Consider the following 13,029-nt stretch of genomic DNA (forward strand, 5'->3'; position numbering starts at 1 on the left):
CTGAGGTGTTCAGGCGATGGCGGCCAGGTACTTCGGGGCGGCGTCGCGCAGCCGCGCGGCGGTGCGGTCGCGTCGGCGTCGGATCGTCCGCATCGCGACGCCGTGGCGCTCGCCGACGACCCGCTGAGCCTCCTCACGGGGCATGCCGTCGTTCTCGGCGGCGAGGAGCTCGACGAGCAGGTCGATCTCGTCGGTGTCGATGACGCCGACCTCGCGCGCCCAGGTGAGCAGATCGGCCAGGTCCTCGACCGGGTCCTCGACCTCCGGGACCGTGAGGACCGCGTCGCGGACCAGGTTGACCGGGCCCGACCCGGGATCGCTGCCGATCCCCAACGAGTTCATCCGCTCGGACCGCGCTTCCAGAGACGTCGTGTCGACCCGGGAGACCATTCCGGCGGCCGGGCGGCTGAGGCGCTGCCGGGCGCGTCGCAGCAGGTACGTGGCGGCGTGGCAGCCCATCTGCGGCTCGGCGCCCTTGACCTCCTCCCACACCGTGGCGTTGACGTCGTCGATCTCGCACACGTCGGTCAGGGTCATCGCCACCCGGTTTACGCCCTCCTCGAGCAGCACCGCCACGGCCAGCGCGGCGTCGTCGTCATCGCCTCCGCGGTGGGACCCGAGGGCGGTCAGGCCGGCGACGACTTGGTAGCAGCGCTCATCGCGTCGACGCCACCCTTCCCGGGCCTCCTCGAGGCTGGTGAACCCGGCCAGACGGGGTTCGACCTGCTGCCACTCGGCCCACTTCCCGGAGCGCTCCAGGCTGCTGATGACCGAAGTGGCCAGCGCGCTTTGTGCCCTGCGGCGCTGGTGGTGGGCGTCGCTCCAGGACGGGCCAGGAGCCGTGGTGCGAGTTGCGGCGCCGATGGTGACTTCGTGGGCGGGGTGATTGGCCGACATGGCGGTCCTCCGAGAGAGGCGATCAGGACGCGCCTACTGCAGAACCGACCCCTCACCACCTCGCTCACCACAGCGCTCACCCCACCCGCCGACCGGCCCGATGACCGCTCACCAACCCGCTCACCAAGTTGCAAAACCGCAGGTCAGAGCCGGTGAGGCGGCCTCACCAGGCCCCTCGGAGAAAAAGTCAAAAAAGTTCGTCCGCACCGGTTGCGGACACCCCGTGGACGACCCCAAAACGGGCTTCGGCCCTGTCCCACCATCCAGGTGAGACAGGGCCGAAGCCGCCCTCGAGGGCCCTATCCGGAGCCTGCGGCGAGCTACCCGGTGGCACCCCACTCGCGCTGTTCCACGACGGCCTCCGAGCGCGGCGGGAGGTCCTCGTCGTACCGGTCGAGGACCTGCTCGCGGATGAGCTCGCCAGCGGCGTCACGACCGCTCTCGGCTTCCGTGGCGGCGGCCTCGTCGAGCCACGCGATGTCACTGTGAGGGCTGGCCTTACGGGCTGCGTCGCAGGCCACCCTGACCAGGTCGGTCCGGCCAGCCGTGACCGCCCGCGTCGCCAAGATGTGGGCCGCGTCGTGGATGGCTCCCACCAGGATCTCGTCCCACCGCTGCTGCCCCGGCTTGAAGAGCCACTTGAACCGGTGCTCGGTGGCCGCCTCGAATGGTGCCCCAGTCACCAACGACAGCGCGGTCACCAGGTCCTCCTCACAGCCCTCGTCACCGCGGCGCTCGGCGCGGTGCTTGAGCCGCACGAACAGGTCCGCACTGTTCAGGACCCCGCCGGTCCCCCGCACGAGCTCGTAGGTGGGGCTGGTGCCTCGCCGGGCCCCGGCGCTCATGCTCGCGTCCGGCAGCCAGTCGCTGCCGTCGGGTCGGGTGCCCAACAGGAAGCGGGCGTTGGTGGCACGGTTCTGCACCGTCTTCTGCGTCTTCCACCCGCACGCGACGGCGGCCCGCTCCCCGGTTACCCCATGGTCTTGGACGGCCAGGTAGGCGATGAAGGAGACGGTGCCCCCGGCGTTGTCGATCGCCGCGGGGTCGCCACCGTCACGTGCACTGACCGACACCGGACCGAGCAGGTGCACCTTGGGCCGCGGCGAGGACTCGTCGAACCAATCAGCCACGTCTTGGTCCAGTGTCGGGTCGAGTGCCGCGATCTCGGCACGGACCTCCTTGGGAACACTGGGCGCGGCCGCAGCGAGGTCCTCGGGGGTCGTGGCCGCGGTGGCCAGGTAGACCTCGTCGGCATCGGGCAGCATCGAGGAGGGGTCGTTGCCATCGGTGCGCCGCGGCTCGGTGTACTCCTCGCGCAATGAGCCGTCGGCACGCGCGTACTTGCCCAGCGGCCCTTCGTCAGACTGCGTGTCCGGCACCGGCTCGTCTTCGAGGTTGCGTGTCGACGCCACCAGCGCCGCCATCGCCTCGGCCTCGGAGGTCGGCAGCGTGAAGACCTTGACGCTGATGCCCCACATCGGCAGGAACGCCATCCCGTCGCCGGCCAGCTCCACGGCCGGCGACTCCTCCTCGCCGTGCACGACCACGACCCGGGAGCGGTCCCGGCCCTCGATGTCGGCGACGAACTCGCCCTCGGGTCGCGACGACACCACGACCACCACCGGGCTGGTGCTGTCCAGCAGCAGCCCGTCTCGGCGACGAGTCAGCAGGTCAGCATCCAGGTTCTGCTCACCCTCGCCCATCTCACCGGTCAGCACCGCTGCCCGAGCCAGAGCGTCGCTGCGCTGCACCTGCCGCAGACGGGCCGGGTTGAGACCGATCGTCTCGGCTCCGAACTGGTCGGCAAGCAGCACCTCACTACCCTCCGACCATGCGTTGACCGCAAGCTCGGCCACCAGGAACCGCGCCAGGTCAGCTACCTGCTCGGGATCGCCGCAGATCCCGCACATGCCCAGCGTCTCCAGGTCGAGCAGCCAGGTACGACCGCCCTCGTCCTGGCCGATGGTCACCAGAGCCGGGTACGGGGCCGGCTGGTTCTCCAGGTCCTCCTCGAGGAAGGTCCAGCGCGGCAGCATCCAGGCTCGGGCGTCATCGGTCGCGGTCCAGCCCTCCGGCACGCCGCCGGGCGCGGGGTGGGTGAAGAGCAGCGTCAGGTCCTCATCGCCCAGTACGGCGGCGCCCAGTTGAGGCAGCGGCTGACCGGCCACCTTGCAGCACGCGGCCACATGTCGAAGGGCCCGGTCGAGGAACGTGACATCCTCCTGCGCCTCGGAGCCGTTCTCGATGATCGCCTGCTCCACCTCCACGAGCTCGTCAGGTGTCGAGGCGATCGTGCGGCCGATCCGGCGGCGACGGAACTGGCGTCGCCGGTTGGCGGCCACCATCCCCAGGGCTCCCACCGACAGACACGCAGCGCTGGCCAGCAGCGCGCGCAGGCCCGTGATCCCGCTTTCGTCGCTGGCCTCCTCGGCACCGTCGGCTGAGGTTGGCATCTGCTCCGTATTTCCCGGTGCCTCCTGACCCGACTCCTGCGACGGTGCGATCGGGGTGGCCGGCTCCTCGGGGGTCTGCTGCTCGTCGTGCCCAGCCTGATTCTCGGTTCCCGAGGATCCGTCGGCCCCCGTGTCGCCCGACTGCTCGTCCTGGCCACCGGTGGACTTGTCGGGCACGGGGACGGGCTCTCGCTGCGGCGCCCGGTCCGTGCCCGGGGCAACGTCGCCAGTGCCCGGCAGGACGAGGACCTGCCCGGGGTAGATGAGGTCAGGGTCACTGCCGATGACGTCCTTGTTGGCCTCGTACAGCGCCTGCCAGTTGTCGGGGTCGCCAGTGGTCTCCGCGGTGATCCCGGTCAGCGTCTCTCCAGGGGTGACGACGTGCTCGGTCTCGGAGCTCTGGTCGCCGGGCAGGTCGGTCGCATCGGCGGGCAACAGCAGCTCCCAGCCGGGCTCGATGCTGCGCGGGTTGCTGAAGGTGCGCCCGTCGGCCATGCCCCGCCCCTGGTTCAGGTCCGCGATCTCCTGCCACCGGAACCCGTCTCCCAAATGCTTCTCGGCCAGGCCCCACAAGGTGTCGCCCTTGTCGGTGACGATCTTCGGAGGGTGGGCCCGGTGGTCCTGGGTGGTGTCCGGTGCGGCCTGGACCGGTGAGGCTGTGGGGCTCGTCTCCGGGTGCGCGGCCGGCGACTGGTGTGCGACATGGGTGACGGGCCGCAGGGGTGCGGCAGGGGCAGCCTCCGCGGTGGCTGCGTGCGATCCGAGCAGAGTTGTCGAGGTGACGCCGACCGCGAGCACGGTGTGGACCAGCATGCGGATGAACCTCTGCTGGCCACCGACCGCGATCGGCAGCCTCGGGGCCCCCTGGGGCTCGTGGCGCAGCGCAGGGGGGATCTCCCACAGGGTGCACAGCAGGAGCTGCGCCCACACGAACCAGCCCAGCAGCGAGATGATCCCGAGCACGGCCGAGTTGCTCATGAGCGAGAGCTCGTTCAACCCGCCAGCGGGCCAGGGGTTGCCCACGGCCGCGATCAGCAGGGCGGGGAACCCGACGAGGAGCCCCAGCAGCAGTGCGAGGGCTCCGAGTCGCTTGACCAATCCCAGCATGGTGTTTCTTCTCTCTCCCGGGAACCTAGTTCGGGCCCGTGATGGACGTTGCGGTGCCGGTCTCGTCGACCGGGAAGCTTGCGAAGCCGAGGACGTTGAGGAACGCGTTGTCTGACTTTCCCGTGACCCTCACAGTGACGTCGAGCCCGTTGATGTTCACGGTGCCGCTCCAGCCGGCCTGCTGCAGGATCTGGTTGGCGCGTGCGGTCGCGGTCGCCTGGTTGATGCCTTCGGTCCCGTCACGGACGCCGCGCATCTCGTCGGCGGCCGCCCGCGCGGCCTGTTCCGCGGCGCGGTGGGCAGCGATGCGCTGGTTCATGGCGTTGCCGCCGTCATAGACGAGTCCGAGGAGCACCAGGAACACCCCCGAGGCCATGAGGATCGTCCAGGTAGAGACCACTCCTCGTTCGTCGCGCCGGGCCCGCAACCGTCGGATGAGTCGCGACGTCATGGCAGCCGCCGGTACTGCTCGATGGGGACCACGGCTGTGCTGGTGAAGTCCTTGGCGCCCGGCAGGCCGAAACCGACGACGTCGCTCAGGTTCGCGTGGCAGGTGACCTCGACACTCACGTGACCCGAGGTCCGGAAATCTGTTCCCGCGAACGACACCGTCAGCTGTGTGCAGGCCTTGCCCCGATCGGCCAGCGCGTCGGCAGCCGCTTTGCGGCCTGCCATCTGTCCGGCCTCGAAGTTCGTTTCCAGGGATGCGGCTCGCGCGGCCGCGTATGCGGCGTCATCAACCTGGCTGTTCGAGTCGACGAACCGGCCGCCGCCAACGACGACGGTGATGAAGCCGACAAGGACGGTGGTCATCGCCAAGAGCTCGACGGCGGTGTAGCCGCGCTCGTCGCGGGGTGCGCGGAGCCGCTCACGGAAGAGACTGCGGTCGCGGCGACGGTGGTGGGCGGCGCGGAGGGACTGGACCACGACCCACGGTGAGGCAAGGTTCCGGTCGTTCCCGACTCGCCAGGCCCCATCGGTTTGGCGGGTGACGCTGTGGCGGCCGATCGTCAACGGCTCGTCGCTGGGGCTCAGCGTGTGCAGGGCAGCCACCAGGTCGGGGTGCTGGGCTGCGAGTGCTTCATCGCCTCCGGGACCGTCGTGGCTGAAGTATTGGATGGCGTCTCGCCAGTCTGTTGTGGTCGGCGGCCGTGTCATTCTGCGAACCTCTCCCGTGGCACGGTGGCAGTGGCCGACACCCGCTTGTTGAAGCCGGGCAAGAGTGTCATTACGTCGCCGGAGACAGTGACGGTGACTTCGGTCGCCCCCACGTTGATCCTGACGCTGGTGTTGGACAGGTCGCTGCCGGAGTCGGCCAGGTACTCGTTGGCGGTCTGCCGGCCGGCGTCTTCGGTTCCTTCCCAGGCGGCGGCGTCGACTGCTGCCTCACGAGCCGCGGCGTGCACGATCCGGTCGTTGTACAGCTGCACCGACCACTGGACCAGCGTCAGGAAGATCAGCATCACCACCGGCATGACGACCACGAACTCCGGGGCCGCGAGGCCGCGCTCGTCGCGGCGGCGCAACCGTAGGCCCCAAAGGGGCCGGAGGCGCTTCGCGATGGTCATGGCTGGCTTCTCGCTCTCGATGGCAGGAACAGCTGGATCTCGAGGCCCTACCGGCCGTTGAGCTCGTTGCCCTTGTTGGTGACGAACGTGCGGACCGCGACGATCGCCAGCCCGGCGATCACCAGGATGCCGAGCAGCAGCACCAGGTACTCCGGCGCCGAGGCCCCGCGCTCGTCACGGCGAGCGACCTCCCAGCGGGAGCGCCAGTACTCAATCGCCATCTTCAGGTGGGTGAACTCGTTCATGTGTGGGTTCCTTTCTTTCAAGCAAACGACGTTGGGACTAGGCGGAGAACAGGAACAGGACGCGGGCGAGGATCACGTAGGCGGCGGCCACCAGCGCCATGACCATCAGGTTGTTGCGCATCGCCTCGGTGGACTTGTTCGCCCGGGCGTAGGCATCGGCCAGTCGGGCATCGCGCATCGACTGAGCACGGGCGATGAGGGTGTTGCGGATGCTGGTGCCCTCGTCTTGGGCCAGGTTCAACGAGGCGCGGAGGTCGATCAGCTCGACGACGCCGAATCGCTCACCGACCTCGCCCAGCGCCTCCCATGGCGTCATGCCGTTGGGTCGAGCGTTGTCGATCGCGTCGTACAGGGTGTGGAAGGCCCAGCCGGTGCCGATCTGGGCCACGGTGGGCAGCGCGTCGGCGTGGCTGCGGCCGCCCTCCATCGACATCACGACCAGGTCGAGGAAGTCCGAGAGCGCGTCGCACAGTTCCTCGCGGCGCTTGCCGGCGATCTCGCGCAGCTGGCGGACCTCGCCGATGACCGCGACCACGGCACTCACCAGCCCCAGTGCAGGAGCGACGAGCATCGGGATACCCAGCCCGGCGCCGTTGCCGAGCAGCACCAGCGCGACCGGGCCGAGAAGGCCGATGAGGAACCAGACCAAGAGCTTGGCCAGCCACTCCTCCGTGGGCTGACCGGTGACGGCGAGGTCGCGCTCGTAGGTCTGCATGTCGTCGGGCCGTCGGTTGCGCAGATGCTCTGCGAACCACTCCGCGGCCCGCTTCGACCAGGTCTGGTCCTCGGGTGCGATGTCGAGGCGGGCGCGTCGGCCGGCCCGGGCGCGTGCCCGCTCCCACCGCGCCGCCTGGTCGGCCAGCGGCGGGGCGGCGGGGAACGCCAGCCGGTGGAGCCGCAGCAGCGCGACGCCCGCCACCGCGGAGACGATCAGCATCGGAATCACCAGGCCACCTGCCTGCCCGTGGCCTGTGCCAGAGCGTCCGCGCCGGACAGGAACCGTGGGTGGGGCTCAGGCGCGGCCAGACGCTGCAGCCGGACCAGTAGGCCCACGTAGACCGCGGCCAGCACTGCGAGGACCATCTGGCCGTACACCGTGCTGTAGGGCTCGACCCAGCCGCGCAGGAAGACTGCCTGCAGCCCGGCCAGCGCGAGCAGGCCGAGCGCGACCTGGTTGGACTGCCGGCGTACGCCGTTGCGTTCGGTGAGCACCTTGCGGCGCATCTCGAGCTCCGCGCGGGTGTTGGAGGCCAGCGTCGTGAGCACCCGCTTGAGGCTTCCGGCACGCTGTTGTGCGGTCAGCGAGAGGGCGATGACGACCTTGTCGGCTCCGCGGTCGTCGACCTCGTCGGCGAATTGAGCCAACGCGACCGGCAGCGGGGTACGAAGGTCCAGGGCGTTGACCAGGTTCCGCAGCGGCCGGCGCAGCAGCGCCGGCGCCCCGTCCAGGGTGGCCGGCAGCGCCTGCTCCAGACCCGACTCGGAGGCTGCCGCGTCGCGCAGGGACTCGGTCCAGTTCGCGATCGCCTCGATCTTGGCCACGCTGTGCTTCTCGATCGCACCCGAGCGCGCGAGCTTCGGCCACAAGATCACCACGGCGACCGCCATCAGTCCGGCCACCGGCCAGCGGGTCAAGATCCCGACGACGACGCCGACGATCAGCGCGATCGTGACCTGCCGGGCCGTCTGCTGGGGATCGGCAACCTTGCGCCGGGCCGTGGTCACCCGAGCCGGGAGCAGGCTCTTGCCGCGCGCGGTGCGGATGATCCCGATGATGCCGAGGCAGACCGCCAGGACGCAGCCGATGAAGAGCGTCATCAGATCTGCCACCCCGCATCGCCGGCGTTGTCGCTGGGCTCGACGAACCTGTTCAGGTCCGTTGTGCCGTCGGGGTCCCAGCCGACATCGAGGAGGGCTTCCTCGCGAATGATCGCCTTCCGCGTGAACTCTGTGCGGCCTGTGGCCTTGTTGAACTTCCACAGCTCGGTCGTCTTCACCCCGTCCTCATCGCGTCCGGCGACTTCACGGATCGACTCGACGATGCGGCGCTGACGACCGTCCTCGGTGCGGATCCGGCGAAGGAACACGATGAAGTTCAAGGCGTTGGCGATCAGGCCGTTGGTTGCCTCGAACGGCAGTCGCTCTTCTGCCTGCAGGGCGTAGGTCTGGATCTTCCCGATGACGTCGCGCGAGGAGTTCGCGTGGATCGTGCTCAGCGACCCGTCGTTGCCCTGGGCCATGGCGTTGAGCATCGTGATGACCTCGTCGCCCAAGACCTCGCCCACGATCACCCGCGAGGGGTTCATCCGCAGCGAGTTGCGGACCAGGTCAGCCAGCGATACCGCGCCCTCCCCCTCGACGTTGGCCAGCCGCTCCTCGAGCGGGACGATGTCGGGGTGACGCTCGGGGTCCTCGTGCAGCCCGAGCTCGATCGACCGCTCCACGGTGATGAGCCGCTCCATCGGGTCAATCTCGGAGGCCAGCGCTCGCACGAGCGTGGTCTTCCCCGCGCTCACGGCTCCGGCGACCATGATGTTCTGACGCGACTTGACCAGCGCGGACAGGAAGGCCGCGAGGTCGTGATCAACGGTCCCCTCGCTCAGCAGGTCCTTGGTGCGCAGCGACGCCGGCACGCCGGCTGCGCGTTCCCGCTCGGCCAGCCCAGGGACCGGGAGGAGTGTCGCCCTCTTGTGGCGGTGCTTGCGGATCGAGATCGACAGCCCGTTGGCGCTCACTCCCTGGACCGCGTGTAGGCGTGAACCGTCGTGCAGCCTGAGGGTGACGTTGTAGTTGATCAGGTCGAACGGACGGGTGGACAGGCCGTCGTGAGCCGAGATCGTCTTGACGATCTCCTCCAGCTCCTTGTCCGAGGAGGCCACCGGCGGCAGCTGTGCCTTGCTGCCGTCGGCGTAGGTGACGAACACGTTCTGCCAGCTATTGATCACGATGTCTTCGACCTCGGGATCCTCCAGCAGCTGGTCGAGGTTGCCCGCCCCGAACAACTGGGCCTTGAGCGCGGCCTCCAGTCGGGCCCGAGCGTCTTCCTCCAGTGGGGTACGGCCGTCCTCGACCAGGTCGGACTCGTACTCGGTCAGAACCGAGGCCAGCAGCGCTTCGGTGTGCTGTCGGGCGTCCTCGCCCTTGGGGACCGGCTGGCCGTTGCGGCGGAACTCTTCCAGCGCCTTCCCGCGACGTGCGCCAACGCGCGACTGGAGGCGCTTGACCAGTACCTGGTCGACGGGAACGAGCTGCTTCAGGTGCATCCCGTTCAGGTGCGTGCCGCGGCCGTTCGAGCTGGTTCCGTTGCTCTCCATCACGCCTCTCCCCCCTGGCCGGCGTACGCCTCCGCCGCTGCGGCAGCATGCGCGCCGTACGGTCCGAGACCAGCGGCCTGGTTGATCTGGTCGTTGAGGACGCCAGCGGACTTCAGCAGCGGCGTACGCGCGTTCTTGCCGCCGACTTGGCCGGCGTGCATCGCCTCGACCCCTGCGGGGTCCAGTGCGATCCATCCGATCCCGGCGATGACGCCGGCGGCGTTGCTCGGCGCCAGCATCCGACCGACCTCCTCGACCACCCCGCCGGCGTGCCGCTTTGACGTCACTACCACCGGAACCACCACCGGAGGGGCGTTGCGGATGTTCGCCAGCACCGGAGCGAGTCGCTCCAGCCTGTCCTTGAGGTGCATCACCGCACCCACTTCCGGGCGGGTGACCATCACGACCACGTCGGCGGCGGCGGCAACCGGGATCGTCGGTGAACTGGAGTGGATCCGCCCCAGGTCGGCCACCACCCGTGATGCGGAGGCCCACAACGCCTCTGCCAGCGGAGCCCAGTTCTTCACTCCGGCGGCCTGCTCGGCCGAGAAGTGACCCGGCACGATCCGCGTCGAGCCCGTGAACTCATGGGCCTTGCTGGCCGCCAGGCCGGGCGTCACCGACGTGCGAGCCTCGGTCGCGAGAGTCAGGACCGTCGGAGTCGGCGGGAACGCCTCCCCATGGCCTCCGGGTGCGACACACCGCAGCGCGAGGTCACCGCCATACGGGTCGGTCTCGACGACGATCGTGGGTTCCGGCGTCGAGACGCCCAGCGCCAACGACGTCGTCGTCGACCCCGGGGCACCGCGGTCGCAGCACACAGCGATCAGCATCAGCCCTGCCCTCCGGTAGCGCTGTCGTTCTGGGGAGCGGAGTCAGCCGGGTCACCCTCGGTGATCGGGGCCTGCAGCAGCGTCAACTGCCCCACGGCCCCGTACGCGGCCACCGTCTTCGCGTCGGTCTCCGAGATCAGGATCGTCACCACCACGGTGCCGTCTTGGGACTTCTTCGAGGAGTAGACCGTCGCGCCGGCGGAGATCACCGTCGGGTCGTCGAGCATCTTCGGGTCACCCGACTGGCCTTCCTGCGGCACCGCGATCGCGTCGACCACCGAGCCGGGCGCCAGGGTGTCCGGCACGCGACCGGCCGGGAGATTCACCGCGATCAGTCGCTTGCCCGCCTGCGGCAGAAGGTCGCTGGTCAGCGAGTCCTCGGTCAGCACCTGACCAGGAAGCAGCGCCACCGTGGTGCGCTGCCCGAACACCGAGTCCACCTCGGAGACCGGGATCGCCCCGTCGATCCCGGAGACGCTGCGCGAGACCAACAGCGGGTCCTTGGAGGTGCGGACGTCGTCCTCAGTGATCGGGTGCCCGGCCGGGATCGGCTGGGCAACCACCAACACCTCCTCCACGCCGCCCTTGTTGACGTAGAGCCAACCGCCCGCGATCACTGCCGCGATCACGACCAGGGCGCTGATCAGCATCTGCCCGTACTTGCGGGGCGCCTTCGACACCGCCTTCGACAGCGAGGCCGCACCAGGCAGGCCCCCCGGCAGAGGTGCCGTACGCCGGTCGTTGGCGCGGCCCGAGGTCCGAGAATCCAGAGAGGTCACTTGTCATCCGCCGTTCTTGTTGACCGTTTGGCGCTGGTAAACCGTGATCGTCGTCGAGTCACCGGCAGCGGCGAGCTGCGAGCCGAGGTCTCCACTCGTCGCGCCGCCACAGTTGCCCGTGCACGTCCACGCCAGCGTGTAGCTGATCTGCGCCGACACGGTCCACGTGTCGCCCTTGGGGTCTTCCATCTCGTCGTAGGAGTAGGAGCAGTTCGTCGGAGCGTTCTCCGGCATCCCCTTCACCCACTCGCGACCCGGACCGACACATGACTGTGTGTCGCCGTTGCCCATGTCCCACTCGACGTAGGAAGGCGTAGCGGTCAGCGTGACGGTTGCGCCACGCAGTGACTCGGTCGCAGAGACAGTGCGCCACTGCCCCGACTCGATCCACAGCCAGTTCTTGTACGAGATGTAGGTGTGATACGTCGGCGGGGGCGCAATCTTCGCGTCAGCCAGCTCGAACGGGATCGTCACCACCAGTTGACGGGCAACCGCCGCACCATCCACCGGCGCAAGGCCACCGCTCACCCACCAGACCGCGAAACTCTCCGCGGTGTCGCTCGCGCCGGTCTGACAGGTCCACCACAGGCCGTTCTCATCCTCGTGGCCCCGAGGGGGCGGATCCTGCGGATTGTCCGGCTCGGCGTAGCACCAGTGCGGGCCGCCCCACCACGTCAACCCGTCCTTCGTGCACGGGACCTCGCTGCCGTCCTTGTCGCGGCAAACCTGCTCGCCGCCGCCAGGGTTGGGCGTCTCGCCAGGGCCAGGGGTCTCGCCGGGGATGTTGATCTGAATGCAAGCACCGAGATCTGCGTTCCAGCCGGTGCCCGGCGGGCAGTCTTCGGGGCCGTCGGCCCAGGCACGCTCAGTCGTGGCAGTCGCGAACAGCAGAGATGCGCTTGCAACTGCGCTGACAACCGCCAGACATGCGGCGACCGCGGCAGGAATCCTCGTCAGGGCGCTGTGGCGGGGCATGCTTTCACCTCACTGTTGACGTATCCACGCTTCTTCCAGCCCTCTGACGTCTTTTCCATCTGGACCTCGACGAGCCTGCGGCTCGGGTCGTCGATCTTGTTGACCTGTCCGTTGGTCGTGATGCGAGCGTCTGTGTAATCGAGGCAGTAGTTGAAGATCACCGTCTTCGGCTTGATCTTGGTCGCGCTCGTCCACAGCACCTTTGGCGCAACCTCCATCCGGGCGCCGCCCCGGACGTAGGTGTCCAGGAACTGCGAGCGCTCGCCCAACGGGGCTAGCGAGTACTTCTCGAACATTGCCTTCAGGCCAGGAGTGTCAGCGCCGGTACGGGCGGCCTCCGTGTAGGCCTCCCAGAACTCGAGCCACCGATCCCGGGCCGCGCGGTAGTTCTTCATTTGCGCCGGGCTGTACTTGTCGTCCCACGTCGGCTCTGGTGTCGGGGTGGCCGAGCTCGAGGGCGAGGCCGACTTCGTTGGTGTCGGGTCCGCCTTCGGCTCGTCGTCACCGCAGCTGGAGAGGGTTCCGGCCATCGCGATGGCGATGGCAGCGATCAGAGTGCGCTTCATGAGCGTCCTTCCTGAGCCCGAGTCGCCCGATGCACGGGCCTTGGGCACCAGTCTTGACGACATGGCCGACGGCTTGCCGACCGCGCCGTACTGCGAGTCGGGTTCAAGGTGAAGTCCTTCCCTCTTGGCGTGGCTCTCTAACAGCGAAGGCAACCGGCGACGGATCAGATCGGACACCGCCGGCGAACAATCTTCGGGACGCGCGATCAAGCGCCTCAGATGCGAGGGCGCCGCCGGCGCCAAAAGAGGCACTGCGTGCGGCGAATCGGCCGCAGCAACCGGCTGTCCGGAC

At 68.9% G+C, this 13,029-nt stretch carries 13 protein-coding genes; all 13 read right to left on the reverse strand.

The window, feature by feature from the left end; translation table 11 throughout:
• Positions 1–9 precede the first annotated feature (9 nt).
• A complete protein-coding gene (locus tag BJ993_RS25005; RefSeq protein WP_179652866.1) occupies positions 10–897 on the reverse strand; it encodes a hypothetical protein in 888 nt (295 codons plus the stop codon).
• Positions 898–1,217: 320 nt separating this feature from the next.
• A complete protein-coding gene (locus BJ993_RS25010; protein ID WP_179652874.1) occupies positions 1,218–4,457 on the reverse strand; it encodes a LysM peptidoglycan-binding domain-containing protein in 3,240 nt (1,079 codons plus the stop codon).
• Between the two features lie 25 nt (positions 4,458–4,482).
• On the reverse strand, positions 4,483–4,908 hold the full coding sequence (locus BJ993_RS25015) for a pilus assembly protein TadG-related protein (RefSeq protein WP_179652876.1): 426 nt from the start codon (positions 4,906–4,908) through the stop codon (positions 4,483–4,485).
• Entirely contained in the window at positions 4,905–5,615 is a 711-nt protein-coding gene (locus tag BJ993_RS25020; protein ID WP_218865380.1) for a TadE/TadG family type IV pilus assembly protein, read from the reverse strand. The genes BJ993_RS25015 and BJ993_RS25020 overlap by 4 nt, the downstream gene beginning before the upstream one ends.
• Positions 5,612–6,025 (reverse strand): TadE family protein, encoded by a 414-nt coding sequence (locus tag BJ993_RS25025; protein ID WP_179652878.1) that lies wholly within the window; start codon positions 6,023–6,025, stop codon positions 5,612–5,614. Before BJ993_RS25025 ends, BJ993_RS25020 begins: the two co-directional genes overlap by 4 nt.
• Before the next feature lie 47 nt (positions 6,026–6,072).
• On the reverse strand, positions 6,073–6,270 hold the full coding sequence (locus BJ993_RS25030) for a hypothetical protein (protein WP_179652880.1): 198 nt from the start codon (positions 6,268–6,270) through the stop codon (positions 6,073–6,075).
• Between the two features lie 37 nt (positions 6,271–6,307).
• Complete coding sequence (locus BJ993_RS25035) at positions 6,308–7,207, reverse strand: type II secretion system F family protein (protein WP_218865388.1); 900 nt, start codon at positions 7,205–7,207, stop codon at positions 6,308–6,310.
• 5 nt (positions 7,208–7,212) lie between these two features.
• The gene (locus BJ993_RS25040) at positions 7,213–8,088 is read right to left on the reverse strand and encodes a type II secretion system F family protein (RefSeq protein ID WP_179652884.1); all 876 of its coding nucleotides are present in this window, start codon (positions 8,086–8,088) and stop codon (positions 7,213–7,215) included.
• Positions 8,088–9,584 carry a TadA family conjugal transfer-associated ATPase gene (locus tag BJ993_RS25045; RefSeq protein WP_218865389.1) on the reverse strand — a complete coding sequence of 499 codons (1,497 nt, stop codon included), beginning with the start codon at positions 9,582–9,584 and terminating at the stop codon, positions 8,088–8,090. Before BJ993_RS25045 ends, BJ993_RS25040 begins: the two co-directional genes overlap by 1 nt.
• The gene (locus BJ993_RS25050; RefSeq protein WP_179652888.1) at positions 9,584–10,417 is read right to left on the reverse strand and encodes a hypothetical protein; all 834 of its coding nucleotides are present in this window, start codon (positions 10,415–10,417) and stop codon (positions 9,584–9,586) included. The genes BJ993_RS25045 and BJ993_RS25050 overlap by 1 nt, the downstream gene beginning before the upstream one ends.
• On the reverse strand, positions 10,417–11,196 hold the full coding sequence (locus tag BJ993_RS25055; RefSeq protein WP_179652890.1) for an SAF domain-containing protein: 780 nt from the start codon (positions 11,194–11,196) through the stop codon (positions 10,417–10,419). The genes BJ993_RS25050 and BJ993_RS25055 overlap by 1 nt, the downstream gene beginning before the upstream one ends.
• 3 nt (positions 11,197–11,199) lie before the next feature.
• Complete coding sequence (locus tag BJ993_RS25060; RefSeq protein ID WP_179652892.1) at positions 11,200–12,171, reverse strand: hypothetical protein; 972 nt, start codon at positions 12,169–12,171, stop codon at positions 11,200–11,202.
• A complete protein-coding gene (locus BJ993_RS25065) occupies positions 12,150–12,914 on the reverse strand; it encodes a hypothetical protein (RefSeq protein WP_179652894.1) in 765 nt (254 codons plus the stop codon). Before BJ993_RS25065 ends, BJ993_RS25060 begins: the two co-directional genes overlap by 22 nt.
• Positions 12,915–13,029: the final 115 nt, after the last annotated feature.

It is taken from the genome of Nocardioides aromaticivorans, assembly GCF_013408525.1.
GTDB classification, from domain to species: Bacteria; Actinomycetota; Actinomycetes; order Propionibacteriales; family Nocardioidaceae; genus Nocardioides; species Nocardioides aromaticivorans.

Bases quoted from the DNA above. Each gene is read 5' to 3' on its own strand.
- BJ993_RS25005 (WP_179652866.1), bottom strand. From the start codon at position 897: ATGTCGGCCAATCACCCCGCCCACGAAGTCACCATCGGCGCCGCAACT.
- BJ993_RS25010 (WP_179652874.1), bottom strand. From the start codon at position 4,457: ATGCTGGGATTGGTCAAGCGACTCGGAGCCCTCGCACTGCTGCTGGGG.
- BJ993_RS25015 (WP_179652876.1), bottom strand. From the start codon at position 4,908: ATGACGTCGCGACTCATCCGACGGTTGCGGGCCCGGCGCGACGAACGA.
- BJ993_RS25020 (WP_218865380.1), bottom strand. From the start codon at position 5,615: ATGACACGGCCGCCGACCACAACAGACTGGCGAGACGCCATCCAATAC.
- BJ993_RS25025 (WP_179652878.1), bottom strand. From the start codon at position 6,025: ATGACCATCGCGAAGCGCCTCCGGCCCCTTTGGGGCCTACGGTTGCGC.
- BJ993_RS25030 (WP_179652880.1), bottom strand. From the start codon at position 6,270: ATGAACGAGTTCACCCACCTGAAGATGGCGATTGAGTACTGGCGCTCC.
- BJ993_RS25035 (WP_218865388.1), bottom strand. From the start codon at position 7,207: ATGCTGATCGTCTCCGCGGTGGCGGGCGTCGCGCTGCTGCGGCTCCAC.
- BJ993_RS25040 (WP_179652884.1), bottom strand. From the start codon at position 8,088: ATGACGCTCTTCATCGGCTGCGTCCTGGCGGTCTGCCTCGGCATCATC.
- BJ993_RS25045 (WP_218865389.1), bottom strand. From the start codon at position 9,584: ATGGAGAGCAACGGAACCAGCTCGAACGGCCGCGGCACGCACCTGAAC.
- BJ993_RS25050 (WP_179652888.1), bottom strand. From the start codon at position 10,417: ATGCTGATCGCTGTGTGCTGCGACCGCGGTGCCCCGGGGTCGACGACG.
- BJ993_RS25060 (WP_179652892.1), bottom strand. From the start codon at position 12,171: ATGCCCCGCCACAGCGCCCTGACGAGGATTCCTGCCGCGGTCGCCGCA.